An 18,735-nucleotide genomic window follows, 5' to 3' on the forward strand; every position below is an offset into this window, starting at 1 on the left:
TCTGCCTCGGCATAAGCCCTTATCAATTTATGCGTATCGAGCCCGTAAGGCGGGCTTTGACGGGCGATCCTACTGGAGCCGGCGCACCGCCGCACCGATCCGCTCATCAGTAGCGGTGACAGCGATGCGGATGTGCCGTCCACCTGCTGATCCGTAGAACTCACCCGGCGCGACCAAAATGCCGATTTCGGCAAGTTTGCCTACCTGATCCCAGGCGCTCTGCCCGTTCGAGGCCCAGAGGTAGAGCCCGGCCGTCGAGTGGTCGATGCTCCACCCGGCCTTCTCCAGTGCCGGGCGCAGCAGGGCGCGGCGGGCGGAGTAGAGCTCGCGCTGCCGGTCGGCGTGCTCGTCGTCGCCGAGCGCGGCGGCCATCGCCGCCTGCACGGGCTGGGGCATGATCATGCCCGCGTGTTTGCGGGTCTCCAGCAGCCGCTTGACCAGGACGGGGTCGCCCGTCACGAACCCGGCGCGGTAGCCGGCCAGGTTGGAGCGCTTTGAGAGCGAGTGCACCGCGAGCAGCCCCTCGTGGGAGCCGCCGCAGACGTCGGGGTGGAGGATCGAGATCGGCTCCTCTTCCCAGCCGAGCTCGATGTAGCACTCGTCGGAGGCCACGACCGTGCCGCGTTCGCGGGCCCAGGCCACGACCTTGCGCAGGTGTTCGGCGGGCAGCACCCGGCCCGTGGGGTTGCCCGGGGAGTTGATCCAGATGAGGTCGACGCGCTCGGGGCCGAGCGCGAGCGTGCTGTCCGACGCCGTGCCCACCGCCCCGGCCAGCCGGGCGCCCACGTCGTAGGTGGGGTAGGCCAGCTCGGGAAAGACCACCCGCCCGGCGCCCAGGTAGGTGGGCAGCCAGGCGACGAACTCCTTGGAGCCGATCAGCGGGAGCACGTCCTGCTGGTCGACCGTGACGCCGTGCCTGCGGCTCAGCCACCCGGCGGCGGCCTCGCGCAGCGCCTTGGTGCCGTGGGTGAAGGGATAGCCGGGGCTGTCGGCCGCCCGCACGAGGGCGTCCTGGACGATCGGCGGCACGGGGTCGACCGGTGTGCCGATCGACAGGTCGACGATGCCGTCGGGGTGTGCCAGCGCGCGGGCTTTGTACGGCTCCAGCCGGTCCCAGGGGAAGTCAGGCAACTTGTTCACGATTCTTCTCCAGGGTGTCGCAGTGCCGTACCGATGCGCGCGGGCACGCCGCGCGAACGGGGCGCACCCACCCGGATGCCCCCGTGCACGGACGGCGTGGTGCCAGTCCTCTAGTGGTCCTCGGCCTGCGGTGGCAGCGCCGCCACCACCGGGTGGTCCTTGTCGATCTTGCCGACCTTCGAGGCGCCACCGGGCGAGCCGAGGTCCTCGAAGAAGTCCACGTTCGCCTTGTAGAAGTCCTTCCACTGCTCGGGAAGGTCGTCCTCGTAGAAAATCGCCTCGACGGGGCACACAGGCTCACACGCGCCGCAGTCCACGCACTCGTCGGGGTGGATGTAAAGCATGCGCTCGCCCTCGTAGATGCAATCGACGGGGCATTCCTCGATGCACGCCTTGTCCAGGACGTCCACGCAAGGCTGCGCGATGACGTAGGTCACCTCGAGCTCCTTCTTCTCCGCACCATGGCATGACTCTGACCGCGGTTTGCTAGGCCCTAGTATTGCCGTGCTTGCCAGCTGGCCGAAACGGAGGGTGGCAAACTCGTGGGCGCACGCCTCGTCATCGCCATCACAAGCAAGGATATAGGGGCACGGATCACTACTCGCAGACGCGTGCCCGGCGGGTTTCGCGACGCGGTGGGGATCCTCGTGTCCTGGGCGGACGGAGTGCTCAAAGTTCGCAAAAGAGATGGCACGGTGGTGGAGATTCCCGAAGAGACACTCGTGGCCGCCAAGGTCGTTCCGGCCGCGCCTCCTCGACCTGGGCGTATGTAACAGTAAGTATTCGTTCTGTGACTGTACGTACCTGCGCCGCCGCAGCAGCCATCCTCGCCAGCGCCGGATGCGGCGCGTCGTCCCCGGACTCCCGCACCACGGAGGCCAAGAACCTGCCGCCGATCAACGCCCAGGCGAGCTCGCTGAAGGCGGGCTTCGGCACCATGGACCGCCTCGCCGAGGCCGCCAAGCGGGAGGGCGAGCTCAACGTGATCGCCCTGCCCCGCGAATGGGCCAACTACGGCGAGATCATCGACACCTTCGCCGACAAATACGGGATCAAGGTCAACGAGCTGGAGCCCGGCGCCAGCAGCAAGCGGGAGCTGGACGCCGCCGCACAGCTCAAACCCGACGTGTTCGACCTGACCATGGACATGGCCGTCTCCGGCGCCGACCGGTTCGCCCGGTACAAGGTGCAGGGCTGGCAGGACCTGCCCGACCACGTCAAGGACCCGTCCGGCGCCTGGTACGCCGCCTACGGCGGCTACATGTCCATCGGGTACGACCCGCGCAAGGTCAAGCCGCCGGCCTCCTTCGCGGACCTGCTCAAACCCGGCTACCAGGTCGCGCTCGACGGCGACCCGCTGCGCTCGGCGGCGGCGTTCGGGGGCGTCATGGCGGCCTCCATGCGCTCGGGGGTGCCGCAGCCGGAGCAGGGTGTGGCGCTGTTCGCCAAACTGAAGCAGGCCGGGCAGCTCACCGACCTGGCCAAGGCCAACGTGGTCGTGGCCTGGGACCACCTGAACGCCGCCCGCAGCGCGCACCAGGCCGACGCCTGGAAGGTGACGATCCCCCGGGACTCGGCGCTCGGCGCCTATCACGTGCAGGCGATCAACAAGGCGGCCCCGCACCCGGCGACGGCCCGGCTCTGGCAGGAGTTCCTGTTCTCCGACGAGGGCCAGAACCTGCTCCAGAAGGGCTACACCCGCCCGGCGCGCGGCGAGGCGATGCTCATGAAGGGCACGCTCGACGCCGAGCAGGCCGCGAAACTGCCCAAGGCGCCCGGGCCTCCCGTGCTCATGACGATTCCGCAGGCAGACGCGGCGAAGGCCTACCTCAGGAAGGAGTGGGCCAAGAGCGTGGGATGAGTCCGAAGTGACTTGATATGTCGTAGGGACGATCAGGCTCTAAAGTGAACAGACAGCACGGCCACGGGGGCCCGACGTCTGATCGAATGTGAGCTGATCGTCTTGCGATACGACACACCGAGCTTGGAGCGGTGGAACAGTCGCGCCTACGACAGCAGTTTCGGCTACGTCTCCACGCAGGGCGCGCCGCTGGTCGACCTGCTCGACCCCCGGCCGGGCGAACGCGTGCTCGACCTCGGCTGCGGCACCGGGGTGCTGACCGCCCAGATCGCCTTCAGGGGCGCGGACGTCCTCGGCATCGACGGCTCGGCCGCGATGATCGAGAAGGCGATCGCGCAGTACCCGGGCATGAACTTCATCGTCGGCGACGGGCACGACTTCACGGTCGTGAACCCGTACGACGCGGTCTTCTCCAACGCCGCGCTGCACTGGATGAGCCGCGATCCCGGCGCCGTGATCGCGAGCGTCCGCGAGGCTCTCACGCCTGGCGGGCGCTTCGTCGCGGAGATGGGCGGGGCCGGAAACTGCGCCGAGCTGACCACCGCGATGCTGACCGCCTGGCGCGAATACGGCCTGCGCGAACCCGAGCTGCCGTGGTACTTTCCCACGCCTGCCGAGTACGCCCGCCGCCTCGAGCAGGAGGGGTTCGTGGTCAGGTTGCTCGAATACTTCGACCGGCCGACCCCCCTGGACGAGTGCCCCGGCGGGGCCGCCGACTGGGTGCGCATGTTCGCCGGATCGGTGCTCGAAGGGCTCCCCCCGGAGATCGTTGAGCCCCTGCTCCACCGCGTCAACGAACTGGCCGCGCCCGCACTTCGCAGGGAGACTGGCTGGATGGCCGACTACGTGCGTCTACGCTTTGCCGCTGTTCGGCGTTGATGCGTCGGGCATGATGCGTAGGGCTGTTTTGCCGGACTATGGTCTGTTCCGTGGGCGGCGAGATTATGGCTGCACCGCTGCGGCGGCGTGAGGGGCTGGTGAACGGAACGGGATGAACTTCTGCCTGAGCGACCTCGTACCACCGTTGAGGTGGAGCGACGCGTCGACGATCACGCTACTCACCGGGCAGCCGGACCTGCCGGACGCGTGGTGGCGCAGCCTGCCCATGCCGCTCGTCCTGACGGCGATCGGCCCCGAGTCGCTGGGCGAGCTGCTGACGGAGATCGCCCTGGAGCACTGGCCCGCGGCCGCGGTGGGCGACGTCCTGCCGGCACTGCACGTCCTGGACCCGGACGAGGCCGACGAGCCCGCCGTCGCGATCGCGCTCGACCGGGCGGGGTCGTGGGCCGGGCTGCTGGCGCTCACCAGCCGGGAGCTGGTGGACCAGCCCTTCATCCAGGCGCGGCCGGTGCTGAACACGCTGTTCTCGGCCGTACTGGTACGTCTCGCGCACTCGCACGAGCACCCGCACGCGCACGCGCACGCGCGCCCGCACGTCGCCACGCCCGTCCCGGTCACGCCGGAGGCGGGGGTGCCGGTGGCGCTGGACGCCGAGGCGCCCGCCGTCGCGCCGGCACCGCTGGCCCACGAGCCCTTCGCGCACGAGCGGGCCGTGGAGGAGCAGGCCGTCCACGAGCGGGAGCCTCAGGAGTACCCCGCGCAGGAGCCTTCCGCGCACGAGTCGCTGGCGCACGAGCCCCTCGACGAGGAGCCGGTCGCGCACGAGGCTTCCGCGCAGGAGCCTCTCTCGGAGGAGCCCGTCGCGCAGGAGCCTCTCGCGGAGGAGGCTGAGCCGGTCGCTGCGGCGCCGGAGCACGGGGCCGCGGACGAGGAGTCCGCCTTCGAGGCGTTCGCCGTGCAGCACGCCGCTGAGGCCCCCGGGGAGCGCGACACCGCCCCGGAGGGCGAGCCGGACGAGCTCCAGGAGTCCCCGGAGGACGCCGGCGCCCCGGCCGAGGCCGCCTTCCGCCAGGAGGCCGGCCAGTCCCACGAGGCCGCCTTCCCCGAGGAGGCCGCCCCGCCGGACGAGGTCGCCGCGGCTCATGAGGACGTCCCCGCCCATGAGAACGTCCCGGCCCATGAGGAGTCGCCGTCCGACGAGGACGCGGTGCCGCACGACGAAGCGCCGGAGGGCGCCGAGCGGGTCGTGGACGCCGACGCGGAGCCGACGGCCGACGAGGCGCCCGAGCCGGAGCCCGAGCCCGTGCTGGACGCCGCCGATGAGCCCGCCCCCGAGCCGGCCGCCCAGGAGGCCGCCGAGCTCCAGGAGGCGGCGCTCCAGGAAGCCGCGTTCCAGGAAGCCCCGTTCCAGGAAGCCGCGTTCCAGGAAGCCGAGGACGCGGACGAGGGCGCCGAGCGGGAGCCTGAGCACGACGAGCAGGAGCAGGAGCTGCCCGAGCTCATCGAGGCCGCGTTCGCCGGGCTCGACGACAAGAGCTGGGCCGTGGCACAGAACCGGGTGTTCACCGACGAGCCCTCCGCCGTGGACCAGCTGGCCAAGCTCTTCGCCGTCCCCCCGGCCGAGATCGCCGCCACCGAGAACGAGCTGCGCACCCGCCTCGACCACTGGCTGGCCAGCGAGGAAGCGGCCCCGTACCGGGCGCACCTGGACGAGCTGGTCAGGACCATCGGCCCGACGGCTCCCAAGGAGCAGCTCATCGGCGCGGCCGCCTGGCACAACGTGGAGATCCGCGCGCTGGAGGTCCCGGCCTGGCAGTTCGTGCTGGCGACCCTGGCCCCGCCCCCGCCGCCCGTCCAGCTGCCCCCGGTCCAGCAGCTCCCGCCGCAGCCGCAACCGCAGCCGCCGGTGGAGCTGGTGCAGTCGGCGTTCGGCCCGGTGCAGTTGCCGCCGCCGCCTCCCCCGGGCCCGCCGCAGTTCCAGGCGTTCACCCCGGTCGCCCCGCCCGTCGGCGAGACCAACGGCGGGGCGCACGAGCAGGAGCAGCCGTACCAGCCGCTCAAGGACGTCTCCCAGACCAGGCGCTGCTTCCGGCAGCCCGACGGCCGGTGGTGGTTGCGCATCGACGTGACGGCCGAGCAGCTGGCGGGTGGTGAGTGCGCGCTGCCGACGGGGTTCGCGTCGTACCTGGGCCTGTCGCCGGGCGAGAGCAGGACGGTCAGGAGCGCCGCGGGCGAGCTGACGATGACCTGGCACGGCCGGCCGGTGCTGGAATCCATCGAGCGCCTCCTCATGGACGTGGGCGCCAGGGAGGGCGGGCACCTGTTCCTGACGCTGTCGGACGAAGGGGTGCTGCGGGCCAGGCACCTCCCGGTCGCCGCCCAGGGAGCCGAGAAGATCACCAAGGCGCTGCGCCTGGTCGGCTACACGGCGCCGGGAGGCACCCGGGACCAGGCGGCGAGGGTGATCGCCACCAGGATCGGCATGACAGGTCCGGTCGCCCTGCCCGAACTGCTCGACAGGCTCCGCGAACGCGGAGACCGCGACCTGCTCGAACTGCTGGACTGAGCCGGTGCCGCGGCTCGCGATCGGCCCCGAGTTCCCCAGGGAGCTCAGCGCACTGGCCCAGCCGGTGCGCAGGGACGCCGTGGTCGCGCTGCGCCGGTTCCTGCTGAACGTGTCCGGCGCCCCGCACCCCGAGCGGGTCAGGGGCGCCAGGGACCCGCGGGTCGCGACCCTGCGTCTGGCGGACGGGCACCGCGGAGTGGTGGTGCGGCAGCGGGACGTGTACTGGTTGCGCACGGTGCTGCCGGACGCCGAGGCCTGGTCGTATGCCCGCCGCCACCGGTACGCCGTCAACCCCGCGATCGGCGTCGTCGAGGAGTGGGACGCCGCCGCCCTGGAGCGGGTGGAGCCCGCTTTACGCAGGTCGGTGCGGCCCTCGCGGCTGTTCGACCCGATCTGCGACGGCGACCTGCTCGGGCTGGGCCTGGACGGGCACGCGCTGCCGCTCTTCCGGCTGATCACGACCGAGGCCGACGTCGCCGCGCTCGAACCGCTGCTCCCGCCGACCCAGCACGTCCCCCTGGCCGTGCTGGCCCGCGGCGGCACGCTGGCGGAGGCGTGGCGGGAGCTGGACGCCTGGCGCGCGTCCGACGAGGAGACCGGCCCGATCGACCCCGAGGACCTGTACGCGGCGCTGCGGCGCAGCCCGGACCGCGCGGTGTTCGTCCCCGACAAGGTGGCGCTCGACCGGGTGCTGCAGTCGCCGGACTGGTGCACGTTCCTGCACCCGCCGCAGCACCGGCTGGCCAGGGCCGCCAGGTACGAGCAGCCGGTCCTGGTCGTGGGCGGCGCGGGCACCGGCAAGACCGTCGTCGCCCTGCACCGGGCCGCCCACCTGGCCGCGCGCGGCGCAGGGCCCGTGCTGCTGGTGACGTTCTCGCAGAGCCTGGCCGAGGAGCTGTCGGCGAAGCTGGACCTGCTGATCGAGGACGAGGTCGTGCGCAAGCGGGTCGAGGTGGACAACGCCGAACGCCTGGCCCTGCGGATCGTGGCCGACTCGGAGGGCCGCCGCCCGGTGCTGGTCGGCCCGGGGGCCCGCTCGCTGGCCCAGCTGACGGACGACGCGCTCCGGTTGTTGTCGATCTCGACGGGTGACCTGCTCGACGATGTGGATCCGGGGCTCAAGCCGTACCGTCACGTGGTTGTGGACGAGGCACAGGACATCAGCCCGGCGCAGTGGCGGCTGCTGCGCGCTGCGGTGCCGCGGGCGCGCGACGACCTGTTCATCGTCGGCGACCCGCACCAGCGCGTCACCGACACCCGGGTGGCGCTCGGCGCGATCGGCATCCCCGCCGACCAGCACACGCTCGGGCTCTCCTACCGCCTGCCCCAGGAGCTGCTGTCCTTCGTCGTCCGCCTGCGGGGCGGCGGTCCCTCGACCGGCCTGGTCAGGGGCGCCACCGACATGTACGGCTTCAGCGCGACGCACAACGGCGAGCGGCCGGTCGTCAGGGCGTACGACACCGCCGAGGCGGAGCTGGCCGGGCTGCGCGCCACCGTCGACGCCTGGCTGGCCGACGGCGTGGCCCCCGGCGAGATCGCGGTCGGGGCCCGCAACCAGCGGCTCGTCCGCGACGCCAAGCGGGTGCTCGACGGGCTGGACGTGCGGGTGTCGATCTTCCAGCAATTGAAGGGACTCGAGTTCGAGCGGGTGGCGCTCATCGGCGTGGCGGAGGGCGTGGTGCCCGAGCCGCCGCCGGAGGAACCGTACGCCCGGGCTCGTGCCCTGCAGCGTGAACGGAGCATACTGTTCGTCGCCTGCACCCGGGCCCGCTCGATGCTCTATATCTCCCATTCCGGAAGAGGCAGCCCGTTTCTACCCCTCTGATCACATAGTCTGAACTGCGGATATCTTCCCTTTGCCGGTTGGACCTCAATGAACCTCAGCCTGAGCGACCTCGCGCCACCCCTGCGCTGGACCCCCCCTGGTCAGATCGCGCCGATCGTGGAGGAGCCCCAGCTGCCCGAGGCCTGGTGGCAGGCGATCCCTCTCGACCGCGCGTGTGCCATCGTCGGGACGCAGACCGTGGCAGGCCGTCTGGCCGAACTGGCCGTGGCCTGCTGGGGACATCTGATGCTCGGCGACATCCTGCCGCTGCTGCGTTTCTCCGACCCCGCCGAGTCCGAGCGGACGCCGGAGAGCCTGGGCAAGGACGTGGTGCAGAAGCTGTTCAGCGGCGTGTTCGAACGGCTGCTCGAGCCCGTGCCCGAGTCCGTCCCCGCGCCCTCCCGGCCGGACCGGCCGCTGCCCGAGCTGATCGACGAGCTGTTCGGGGCATTGGACGACCGGCAGCGGGCCATCGCCCGCGACCGGCTGTACGCGACGCAGCGGGCCACGCTGGACGAGCTGGCCCAGCGGTTCTCGGTGACGCGGGAGCGGATCAGGCAGATCGAGCGCGACCTGCGCGACCATGTGGAGGCCTGGCTCGGCAAGCCCGAGGCGGCCGCCCTGGCCGCCCATGTGACGTGGCTGCGCGGGCGGCTGGGCTCGGCGGTGCCGGCCGACGACCTGCAGGCCGCCGTGCCGTGGCACCGCGGCGAGCTGCGCACGCTGGGGATCCCGGCGTGGCGGTTCGTGCGTACGCTGCTGACCGGCTACGACCAGGCCGACGGGTGGCTCGTGGCAGGCGGGGCCGACGAGCTGAGGGAGAAGACCCGCCAGCTCTTCTCCGACGGGCCGCGCCCGCTCGGCGAGGCGGTGGCCATGGTGGCCCAGCTCGGCGTGCGCGAGGACGTGGCCGAGCGGTGGATCCTGGCCGTGCCGCAGCTCCGCGTGCTGGGCCAGCACGTGGTGCCGTGGCCGCGCAGCATCAACGAGAAGGCCGAGGCGGTGCTGGCGGTGGCGGGCACGCCGCTGTCGCCCGAGGAGATCCAGGAGCGCATCGGCGAGGACTACAGCCTGGTCGGCATCCGCAACCAGCTCACCGCCGACGAGCGCTTCCGCCGGGTCGACCGCAACAAGTACGGCCTGACCAGGTGGGGCGGCGACGAGTACCTGGGGATCAGGGAGATGATCGCCAGGGAGATCGAGCGGGCCGGCGGCGAGGCGTCGGTGAGCACGATCGTGACGAACCTGACCTCCCGCTACGAGGTGAGCGAGAGCTCGGTCCGGGCCTACTCCGGCGGGCCCGGGTTCGAGCGCACGCAGCGGGGCTGGATCCGGGTGGCGGGCACGTCGCCGAGCGGTGAGGTGGAGCCGTACCAGCCGCGCAAGGACGTCTCGGAGACCCGGCGCAGCTTCCGCTCCCGCGACGGCCGCTGGTGGCACCGGGTGGACGTGAACGCCGAGCACCTGCGCGGCTCCGGGTCGCCGCTGCCGACGGGGTTCGCGGCGTACCTGGGGATGGCGCCGGGCGGTCAGCTCACGGCCTCCGCGCCCTCCGGCGACGTGGTGATCAGCTGGCACAACCAGCCCACGATGGGGTCGATCCGCAACGTGCTGGCGGACTACAAGGCGAACGAGGGCGACCACGTCTTCCTGACCGTGTCGGACGGCGGCGAGTTGCTGACCCGCTACCTGCCGGCCGCGCCCGTCGGGATGCCGCCCATCAACCGGGCGCTCTACCTGTTCGGCTACACCGCGCCCGTCAGCTCGGAGATCGAGGGGCTGCGGCTGATCGGCGCCAGGATCGGGCTGCCCGACACGGCCACCCGCGAGGAGATCCTCGGCAGGCTGCGCGAGCGCGGTGACCGGGACATACTCGGTTTCCTGGGCGGATGACGCCGGGCTAAGCTCGGGAGATGTTGCGGATCTACGACACGCGTGCCCGGCAGGTCGAGGAGATCGCCGCCGGGCGGGCGCTGCGGATGTACACGTGCGGGCCGACGGTCTATCGTCGCGCCCACGTGGGCAACCTGCGCACCTACCTGCTGTCCGACCTGATCAGACGGGTCCTGGAGCGACGGCGGGTGCGGGTCCTGGTCTGCCAGAACATCACCGACGTCGGCCATCTCGTCGAGGACTCCTCCGACGACGAGGGCGAGGACAAGGTCCTGGCTCAGGCCAGGGCGGAGGGGCGCTCGCCGCTGGAGCTGGCGCGCTTCTACGAGGACGCCTTCAGGAGCGACACCGCCACGCTCAACCTGCGACCGCCCGAGCACACGCCGCGGGCCAGCGAGACCGTCGACCTGATGATCGAGCTGATCGCCAAGCTGATCGAGCAGGGGCACGCGTACACGGTGCCGGACGGGTCGGTGTTCTTCGACGTACGCACGTTCCCGACGTACGGCGAGATCTCCGGGAATCGCCTCGACGCGCTCAAGCCCGCCCACCGCATCGAGGCCGTCGACCCGCGCAAGCGCTTCCACGCCGACTGGGCCCTGTGGAAGCCCGGCGAGGGCGAGCTGACCTGGGAGACGCCGTGGGGGCGGGGGTTCCCCGGGTGGCACGTGGAGTGCTCGGCCATGTCGCTGCGCTTCCTCGGCCCGCGCTTCGACATCCACACCGGCGGGATCGACCTGCGCTTCCCGCACCACGAGGACGAGCGGGCCCAGTCCGACTCGGCGGCCGGGCACGAGGTGGTACGGCACTGGGTGCACGGGGAGCACCTGCTGTTCGACGGGCGCAAGATGGCCAAGTCCACGGGGAACGTGGTGCTGCTGTCCGACGTGGCCGACGCCGGGCTCGACCCGCTGGCCGTGCGGATGGCGTTCCTGGAGCACCGCTACCGCCAGCAGATGAACCTCACATGGGACACGCTGCGCGCCGCCGACCGCACGGTGCGCAGGTGGCGGGCGCGGGTGGCCGAGTGGTCGGAGTCGGTCAGCGCGCCCATGTCCCAGGTCCACGCCGAGCGGGTGGAGGCGGCCTTCGACGACGACCTGGACACCCCGGCGGCGCTGCGGATCCTGCGGGAGCTGGAGCGGGACGAGTCGGTGGCGCCCGGGGCCAAGTTCGAGACGTTCCTGCACCTCGACCAGGTGCTCGGGCTCGACCTGTCCACGGAGATCGGGAAGACGCCGGTGCTGCCGGCCGGGGCCGGGGAGCTGCTGGAGGCGCGGGCCCGGGCGCGGGCGGCGCACGACTGGGCGGCGGCCGACCGGCTGCGGGACGAGCTGGCCGAGCTGGGGGTGCGGGTGTCGGACACGCCGGAGGGTCAGACCTGGGTCTGAGCGGGACCGAGCAGTGATCGCGAACTGCCAGACTTGATGCCAGTTCGGCACAAGGAGGTGGCGGTGAGGCCCTATGCGTGGATGCCGTGGCCGTTGCGGTGGTTCGCTCGGGTGTTGACCGTCTTGGTCGCGCTGGCTCTCGTGCTGGCCGGGGTTCTCGTGTACACGGTGCGGAAGTCGTTCCCACAGGTGGACGGGTCACTGCGGTTACCCGGGCTGACGGGGAACGTGGAGATTTATCGTGAAAAATCAGGAATTCCGCACATCTACGCCGACAGCTCCGCGGACCTGTTCATGGCGCAGGGGTTCGTCCACGCCCAGGACCGCTTCTACGAGATGGACTTCCGCCGCCACACGACCGCCGGACGCCTCTCCGAGCTGTTCGGCGCGGCCACGCTGGACAACGACAAGGCCCTGCGGACCATGGGCTGGCGCAGGGTGGCCGAGCAGGAGCTGCCCGAGCTGGCCCAGCAGACCCAGGACTACCTGAACGCGTACGCCAAGGGTGTGAACGCCTGGCTCAGCGCCAACCCGAACGCCTCCGACCGCAGCCTCGAATACTCGGTACTGAAGCTCCAGGGCGGCGGCGGCACGCCGGAGAAGTGGACCGCGGTCGACTCCCTGGCCTGGCTGAAGGCCATGGCGTGGGACCTGCGCTCCAACGTGGAGGACGAGATCGACCGCGCCCTCGCGCTGACCAAGCTGCCCAGGGAGCGGGTCGAGCAGCTCTACCCCGGCTACCCCTTCGACCGCCACCTCCCGATCGTCAACGAGGGCACCCTCGACCAGGGCCGCTTCAACCAGCGGGCCGAGCCCCGGCTGCCCGCGAACCGGGTGCTCGCCCAGGCCGCCAAGACGCTGGCGGCCGTGCCGAGCACGATGAGCACCGCCGACCGCGACGGCGTCGGGTCGAACTCGTGGGTGGTCTCCGGCGAGTACACCGCGGGCGGCAAGCCGCTCCTGGCCAACGACCCGCACCTGTCGGCGCAGATGCCGTCCGTCTGGTACCAGGCGGGGCTGCACTGCCGGAAGGTCACGGAGGAGTGCCCGTACGACGTGACCGGGTTCACCTTCTCCGGGGTGCCCGGGGTGATCATCGGGCACACGGACAAGATCGCGTGGGGGTTCACGAACCTGGGGCCCGACGTGGCCGACCTCTTCCTGGAGCAGGTGGAGGGGGACACGTACCTGTACAAGGGCTCGCGGATCCCGCTGGAGACCCGGCAGGAGCAGATCAAGGTGGCGGGAGGCGCCCCGGTCACGATCACGGTCAAGAGCACGCGGCACGGGCCGCTGGTCAACGAGGTGATGGGCAGCGTACGGCCCAGCGGCGAGGCCAACGCGGTGGCGCTGCAGTGGACGGCGCTGACGCCCGGCCGGACGGCCGACGCCATCTTCGCGCTGAACAGGGCGGGCGACTGGGGGGAGTTCAAGGCCGCCGCGGCGCTGTTCGAGGTCCCCTCGCAGAACCTCATCTACGCGGACACAAGCGGCAAGATCGGATACCAGGCTCCCGGGCGCATCCCCGTACGGGAGAACGGTGACGGCACCTTCCCGGTCCCCGGCTGGACGGGCGAGTACGACTGGCGGACCGCGCCCATCCCGTACGACCAGCTCCCCTCCGTCGAGGACCCGGCCGACGGTTTCATCGTCACGGCGAACAACGCCGTCATCGACCCGAACCGCTACCGGCCCCTGCTGACCAAGGACTGGTCGTACGGCTACCGCTCCGAGCGCATCCGCACCCTTGTCAAGGACGCCGTCAAGAAGGGCCCGATCGACGCGGCCGCGATGTCGCGGATCCAGCAGGACACCTACAACGGGTTCGCCGAGACGCTGGTCCCGGCCCTGATGCGGGTCGACCTTGCGGGTCCCGCCGGGCAGGCCCGGCAGCTGCTGAAGACGTGGGACCGGCGGCAGGACCTGGGCTCGGCCGCGGCGGCGTACTTCAACGCCGTCTGGCGCCAGGTGCTCGTGCTGACGTTCAACGACGACCTGCCGGAGTCGGCCCGGCCCACGGGCGGGGACCGCTGGTACGAGGTCGTCAGGCGGCTGTTGGAGGCCCCGGAGGACCCGTTCTGGGACGACGTCACCACCGCGGACGTCAAGGAGACCCGCGACGACATCCTGCGCCAGGCGATGGCCTCGGCGCACCAGGAGGTCGCCGACCTGCTGGGCGAGGACGTCAAGGCGTGGCGCTGGGGTGACCTGCACCGGTTGGAGCTGGTCAACGGCTCGCTGGGGACCTCGGGCATCGAGCCGGTCGAGGCGCTGTTCAACCGGGGGCCGCTCTCGGTGCCCGGTGGCAAGGACGCCGTGAACGCCACGGGTTGGAACGTTCAGACCGGCTACGAGATCACCGCCGTGCCGTCCATGCGCATGATCGTCGATCTCGGGGACCTGGACAAGTCGCGGTGGATCAACCTCACGGGCGCCTCGGGGCACGCCTTCCACGCCAACTACTGGGACCAGGCGGAGGTCTGGGCCCGAGGCGAGCTGCTGCCCATGTACTCGAAGGAGGAGTCGGTCAAGAAGGCGGCGGTGCACACGCTCCGGCTGACCCCCTGACCGTACGCCCCGGGGTCACCGCCCGCCCTCAGGCCGGCTCCCTGACCGTACGACCAGGCTCACCGCCCGCCCTCAGGCTGTCTGCTTGACCGTACAACCAGGGTCACCGCCCGCCCTCAGGCTGTCTGCCTGCGAGTACGGCCCGGGGTCGGTGCTCGGGCTCAGGCCGATGCTGCTGAACCTACGACCAGAGTTGTAGCCGCGATCCAGACCCTCGTCCGACGCGCCCGCCGTAGCCCGGCTGCCAGCATGGCGCCATGAATCGCCTCTGGTATGCCATCGGAGTCCTGCTGGTGCTCGCGGGCCTCGTTCACCTGGGCGTGTTCGTCGTGGACGGCGGGCCGTGGGAGGGCGCGGTGTCGTGGCGCAAGCCGTTCACGTTCGGCGTCTCGTTCGGTCTGAGCGTGCTGACGCTGACCTGGGTCGCCCGCTTCGTCCGGGTGCGCGCCCGGGCGTGGCTGGTGGGCGCGTTCGCGGTGGCCTCGACGGTGGAGGTGACGCTGATCTCCCTCCAGACGTGGCGGGGCGTGCCTTCGCACTTCAACATGGAGACCGCCTTCGACACGGCCGTCGCGAGGAGCCTGGCGGCGGGCGGCGGCGTCCTCATCGCCATCGCCATCACCATGACCATCGCCGCCTTCCGCCCCGACCCCACCCCCACCAACCTCAGCCCTACTTCCACCCCTGGCCCCGGCCCCGGCCCTCAACCCAACCCCGACCGCTGGTCCGACAGTCGGCTCAACGCCCGGTCCGAACCCGGCCTGGGCCTCGCGCCGAGCATGCGATTGGCCGTGCGGGCGGGTTTCGCCACCCTCATCGTCGCCGTGACCTTCGGGGGCATCATGATCGCGCGGGGAGTGGTGGAGGTCATGACCGGCCACCAGCGGCTCGCGTACACGGTGGCCGTGGCGCTGAAGCCCGCGCACGCGGTCTTCATGCACGGCGTCCTGCTCCTACCCGCCCTGGCCTGGCTCCTGGCCCACACGTCGCTCTCAGAGCCTCAGCGGCTGCGGATGGTGCGGCTGGCGACGTGGACCTACGTGACCTCAGCCACGGCCGTCTCGGCCCTCGCCGTGGCCGGCCTCACCCCCGTGTCCGCGTCCACGGCCTCGGTCCTCTGCGCCGGGGCCATTTCGGGCCTGGCCATCGCCACCCTCGTCCTGGGCCGGATCCAGCCGGCGGGTCAGCAATCGCCCCTCGGCCGCCGCCACCACACCGGCTGCCGGGGATAGCCGCCGTCATCCAGACCCGCGAGTCGCTCGAAGACGTTGTATGAAGCCTGATGGCCACAGACGATCACGGAGGCGAGCATGGCCGCCAGATAGAGCGGCAACATGGGCAGCCCGACGCACCACGCCCACTGCGTGGCGTGTCGCCCCTCATGGCGGATGAGCTGCTCGTTCAGCGAGTCTCTCCTGGTCAGGACGACGTTCCCGACCGTGAACGCCCCCGCGACGGGGAAGCGGTAGCGGTAGCCGAAGGCCAGGACGAGCCCGTTCGGACCGGGCTGCCGGGTCGCGCCACCGACGATCGCGATCAGCAAACCGAGCGGCGTCGAAAGATTGATGTAGTTCGCCGCACGCCGGAACCAGAAGCGCCTGTCCATGCGTCTCAGTCTTGACCAATCTTGACAAGTCGGAATAATGATCCCCGTCCTGAAATCTCCCACAAGAGCAGGATTATGAGATTCTCCATCCTGGGCGCGCTGCTCGGCACCGTTGCACTGGCAGGAGCCGGCGGAGTCGCGATCACCCAGACGTCAGCGACCGATCCCCTACGATTCACTGACACTCCTCTCAACGCGCGAGTGGCGTTAGCCGGCGACCCGACCACGTCGCCGCCCCCCACGACGTCGCCGTCCCCGACCGAGACCCCCACGCCGACGGCGAGCCCCACGAACGGGGAGTACACCGCCAAGACGCAGGTGGTCAAGAGAAGAGGCGTTTCCTATCTGAACGTCTCTGTCACCTACGAGGGAGCGGCCCTCTTCAACGTCAAGCAGAGGGTGTGCAAGAAGAGATCGTGCAAGACCGCGAGCGTGGAGCTCACGGTGCTCGGTGGCGAAGGAAGCACGACGGCCCGGCTGGGCTGGGGCACGTACAAGAAGAGGGGGCAGGCCGCCGCCGCCATGGCGCCCCTGCCGACCGTCACCGTACGAGAGACGGTGACGGTGACCGAGCCAGGTCCCACGGTCACCGTCACTGAGCCCGGCCCGACGGTCACGGAGACGTTCACCTGTCAGCCCTTCGTGGAGCCGACGGAAACCCTCCCGCCGTCCGAAGAACCCACCGGCACAGTGTCGCCGACCGAAACCGTTTCCCCGACTGTCTCCCCGACCGAGAGCGTGACACCCACCGTCACGGAAACCCCGACGCCCACGCCGACGGGCACCGTGACCGACACCCCGACCGACACCCCGACCGACACCCCGACCGACACCCCGACCGACACCGTGTCGCCCACGGTGACCCCCACGGAGATCCCCACCTGTCCGCCACCGTCCGAGGAACCTCCCACGGAACTTCCCACGGAGACCCCGACGCCGACGGACACGAGCGTGCCGACCGAGACCCCGACGACCACACCGTCGGAAACGGTCACCCCTCCCGCGCAGTAAGCCCGGGACACGGCAGCTGATCGGGCCAGGCCAGGCGCCTGGCCCGATCCACGCCTGCCGGACAGCCCTCCAGCGGCCCTCCCGAGCCAGAGGGCCCTGCAGCCAGCAGCCTCCCGAGCCAGAGGGTCCTGCAGCCAGCGGCCCGGCGCGAGCCGGAAGATCCTGCGGCAGCGGCCCGTCGCGGGTCAGAGGGACTTGTAGCGGCCCTCGTGATAGAGCAGCGGCGCCCCGTCCGCCGGAATGTCCAGCGCGGTCACCTCGCCGACCACGATCGAGTGGTCACCCCCGTCGTGCACCGCCGACGTCGCGGCCTCCACGGTGGCGATGGCCCCGTCGAACAGCGCCACTCCCGACTCACCCCGATGATGCGGCCACGTGGCGAGTTGCCCGTTCAGGGGGCGCCCCCGATGGGCGAAGAACCGCGAGGCGTCCTCCATCGAGGCGGGCAGCACCGACACCCCCCACACCCCGGCCTCCAGCACCGCGTCGTGGAACCGGGCCAGCTTCTCCGCGCAGAACAGCACGAGCAGCGGTTCCAGGGAGACGGAGGTGAAGGAGTTGACCGTCATCGCGTGGTCGACGTCGCCCAGCCTGGTCGTCACGATCGCGACTCCGGTGGCGAAGCGGCCGACGACCTTGCGGTATGTTCCCGGGTCCACGTGCCGCTCGATGGAATGCACCTAGCTACTTTATGCCGCTACGTCGGATTCTTCGGAGGGTACCCGTGCAGGAGCCATGATCCACGTCTTGACGAGGGCGAAAGCAGATAGGCCGCCACGAGGCCCACCAACCCTCCGTACAGGTAGACATAGCCGGCGGCGCCGTGCGCGATCACCAGGTCGCCCGCTTGGAGCTCCAGGGTGAACGGCATCGTCACCAGCAGCCACCCGAGCGCCGCCGCCATGGCCCCGAGCCGGGCGCGCATCAGCTTGCCCGCCCCCAGGCACACGCCGAACAGCATCAGCACCCAGACGATCGCCGAGCCCGGGATCGGCCCGGGCTGCCACTCGGGATGCGTGAAACCGCCCACGATCCCCATGACGACGCCCAGGACGAACAGCATGCCGTACGCCGCCCCGGCCAGCGCCGACTCGGCCTGGCTGCGATGTTCCATGTCGTACGAGATTAGTGGATGCCCGCGAAGAGATCGTTCTCGCGGTTGTGCGGCTCACCGAGCCCCCCGGCCTCGACGGGCGGTCCGGGCACCGGCGGGCCGGGCACGCCGATGGCCAGCGTGTAGTGCTCGACGGCCAGCACCTCCTGGCCGATGTTGTTGGACAGCGCGAACCACGGCGCCTCCACGCTGATCTGGGTGGCGTGCGCGCGCATGGCCTCCAGCTTGTTCCCGATCCAGGGGCGAGCGTCGATCTCGGTGGTGATGTCCTCGTCCTGGCTGCCGAACGGCACGTCGTCGACGTTCTCGGTGATGAAGTCGACGTCGGCCTCCAGCAGCGCCTCCGCCGCGCGCCGCATGACGGACCTGGCGACCGCCGTGTGGTAGAACTTCGCGATCTGCCAGGGCTCGCCCTCGCCGAAGTCCGGTTTCGCGGCCAGCTCGAACGCTCTGCGCGAAACGCGGTGCGCCTGGATGTGGTCGGGGTGGCCGTAGAAGCCGTTGTCGTCGTACGTGACGAGGACCTGCGGGCGTACCTCGCGGATGACCTTGACCAGCTCGCCCGCCGCCTCGTCGAGGTCGGCGCGCCAGAACGCCTTCGGGTGCTCATTGGTGGCCACCCCCATCATGCCGGAGTCCCGCCAGCGGCCGGGCCCGCCCAGGAAGCGGTGGTCCTCGACGCCGAGGGCCTGGCAGGCGGCGGCGAGCTCGCCGATCCGGTAGGGGCCCAGGGCGTCGTCCTGGTCGGCGGCCAGGTGCGCGAGGTCACCGGGGATGATCTCCCCCTCCTCGCCCAGCGTGCAGGTCACCAGCGTGACGTGGGCGCCCTCCGCCACGTATTTCGCCATGGTCGCGCCGGTGCCGATCGACTCGTCGTCCGGGTGGGCGTGCACGAGCAGCAGCCGTCGATCAGTCATGCC

15 protein-coding genes are annotated in these 18,735 nt (G+C 71.0%); 9 read left to right on the forward strand and 6 right to left on the reverse strand.

The annotated features are described in order from the left end of the window. Positions 1 to 69 precede the first annotated feature (69 nt). Together dapC and fdxA are read right to left on the reverse strand one after the other, a co-directional pair. A complete protein-coding gene (gene dapC, locus AB0J69_RS19635) occupies positions 70 to 1,140 on the reverse strand; it encodes a succinyldiaminopimelate transaminase (protein WP_364118739.1) in 1,071 nt (356 codons plus the stop codon). Positions 1,141 to 1,250: 110 nt separating this feature from the next. Further along, on the reverse strand, positions 1,251 to 1,577 hold the full coding sequence (fdxA, locus tag AB0J69_RS19640) for a ferredoxin (RefSeq protein WP_357733390.1): 327 nt from the start codon (positions 1,575 to 1,577) through the stop codon (positions 1,251 to 1,253). 353 nt (positions 1,578 to 1,930) lie between these two features. Between fdxA and AB0J69_RS19645 the strand changes: the two genes are divergently transcribed. The 8 genes from AB0J69_RS19645 to AB0J69_RS19680 all read left to right on the forward strand — a co-directional run bounded on the left by AB0J69_RS19645 (position 1,931) and on the right by AB0J69_RS19680 (position 15,316). Beyond that, on the forward strand, positions 1,931 to 3,001 hold the full coding sequence (locus tag AB0J69_RS19645) for an ABC transporter substrate-binding protein (protein WP_364118741.1): 1,071 nt from the start codon (positions 1,931 to 1,933) through the stop codon (positions 2,999 to 3,001). Positions 3,002 to 3,103: 102 nt separating this feature from the next. After that, positions 3,104 to 3,880 (forward strand): methyltransferase domain-containing protein, encoded by a 777-nt coding sequence (locus tag AB0J69_RS19650; protein WP_364118743.1) that lies wholly within the window; start codon positions 3,104 to 3,106, stop codon positions 3,878 to 3,880. A gap of 112 nt (positions 3,881 to 3,992) precedes the next feature. Then, positions 3,993 to 6,407, forward strand: coding sequence for a hypothetical protein (locus tag AB0J69_RS19655; protein WP_364118745.1), 2,415 nt, complete (start codon positions 3,993 to 3,995; stop codon positions 6,405 to 6,407). A 4-nt stretch (positions 6,408 to 6,411) separates the two neighbouring features. Continuing rightward, a complete protein-coding gene (locus AB0J69_RS19660; RefSeq protein ID WP_364118747.1) occupies positions 6,412 to 8,232 on the forward strand; it encodes a UvrD-helicase domain-containing protein in 1,821 nt (606 codons plus the stop codon). A 48-nt stretch (positions 8,233 to 8,280) separates the two neighbouring features. Next, positions 8,281 to 10,125: a sigma factor-like helix-turn-helix DNA-binding protein gene (locus AB0J69_RS19665; RefSeq protein WP_364118749.1), complete on the forward strand. Its 1,845-nt coding sequence runs from the start codon at positions 8,281 to 8,283 to the stop codon at positions 10,123 to 10,125. A 20-nt stretch (positions 10,126 to 10,145) separates the two neighbouring features. Further along, the gene (cysS, locus tag AB0J69_RS19670) at positions 10,146 to 11,516 is read left to right on the forward strand and encodes a cysteine--tRNA ligase (RefSeq protein WP_364118751.1); all 1,371 of its coding nucleotides are present in this window, start codon (positions 10,146 to 10,148) and stop codon (positions 11,514 to 11,516) included. Between the two features lie 81 nt (positions 11,517 to 11,597). Further along, complete coding sequence (locus AB0J69_RS19675; protein WP_364119072.1) at positions 11,598 to 14,084, forward strand: penicillin acylase family protein; 2,487 nt, start codon at positions 11,598 to 11,600, stop codon at positions 14,082 to 14,084. Positions 14,085 to 14,341: 257 nt separating this feature from the next. Beyond that, positions 14,342 to 15,316, forward strand: coding sequence for a hypothetical protein (locus AB0J69_RS19680; RefSeq protein WP_364118752.1), 975 nt, complete (start codon positions 14,342 to 14,344; stop codon positions 15,314 to 15,316). Here the strand turns inward: AB0J69_RS19680 and AB0J69_RS19685 are convergent. After that, positions 15,268 to 15,690, reverse strand: coding sequence for a hypothetical protein (locus AB0J69_RS19685; protein WP_364118754.1), 423 nt, complete (start codon positions 15,688 to 15,690; stop codon positions 15,268 to 15,270). The genes AB0J69_RS19680 and AB0J69_RS19685 overlap by 49 nt on opposite strands. A 21-nt stretch (positions 15,691 to 15,711) precedes the next feature. Between AB0J69_RS19685 and AB0J69_RS19690 the strand changes: the two genes are divergently transcribed. Continuing rightward, positions 15,712 to 16,701: a hypothetical protein gene (locus tag AB0J69_RS19690; protein ID WP_364118755.1), complete on the forward strand. Its 990-nt coding sequence runs from the start codon at positions 15,712 to 15,714 to the stop codon at positions 16,699 to 16,701. 185 nt (positions 16,702 to 16,886) lie between these two features. Here AB0J69_RS19690 and AB0J69_RS19695 read toward each other — a convergent pair whose 3' ends face one another. The 3 genes from AB0J69_RS19695 to mshB are packed head-to-tail and all read right to left on the reverse strand — an operon-like array spanning position 16,887 to position 18,732. Then, positions 16,887 to 17,381, reverse strand: a complete 495-nt coding sequence (locus AB0J69_RS19695) for a flavin reductase family protein (RefSeq protein WP_364118757.1) — start codon at positions 17,379 to 17,381, stop codon at positions 16,887 to 16,889. 17 nt (positions 17,382 to 17,398) lie between these two features. After that, positions 17,399 to 17,815, reverse strand: coding sequence for a DUF6113 family protein (locus tag AB0J69_RS19700; protein ID WP_364118759.1), 417 nt, complete (start codon positions 17,813 to 17,815; stop codon positions 17,399 to 17,401). A gap of 11 nt (positions 17,816 to 17,826) precedes the next feature. Next, the gene (gene mshB, locus AB0J69_RS19705; protein ID WP_364118761.1) at positions 17,827 to 18,732 is read right to left on the reverse strand and encodes an N-acetyl-1-D-myo-inositol-2-amino-2-deoxy-alpha-D-glucopyranoside deacetylase; all 906 of its coding nucleotides are present in this window, start codon (positions 18,730 to 18,732) and stop codon (positions 17,827 to 17,829) included. Positions 18,733 to 18,735 lie beyond the last annotated feature (3 nt).

The sequence above is a fragment of the Nonomuraea sp. NPDC049709 genome (assembly GCF_040674815.1).
Classification (GTDB): Bacteria; Actinomycetota; Actinomycetes; order Streptosporangiales; family Streptosporangiaceae; genus Nonomuraea.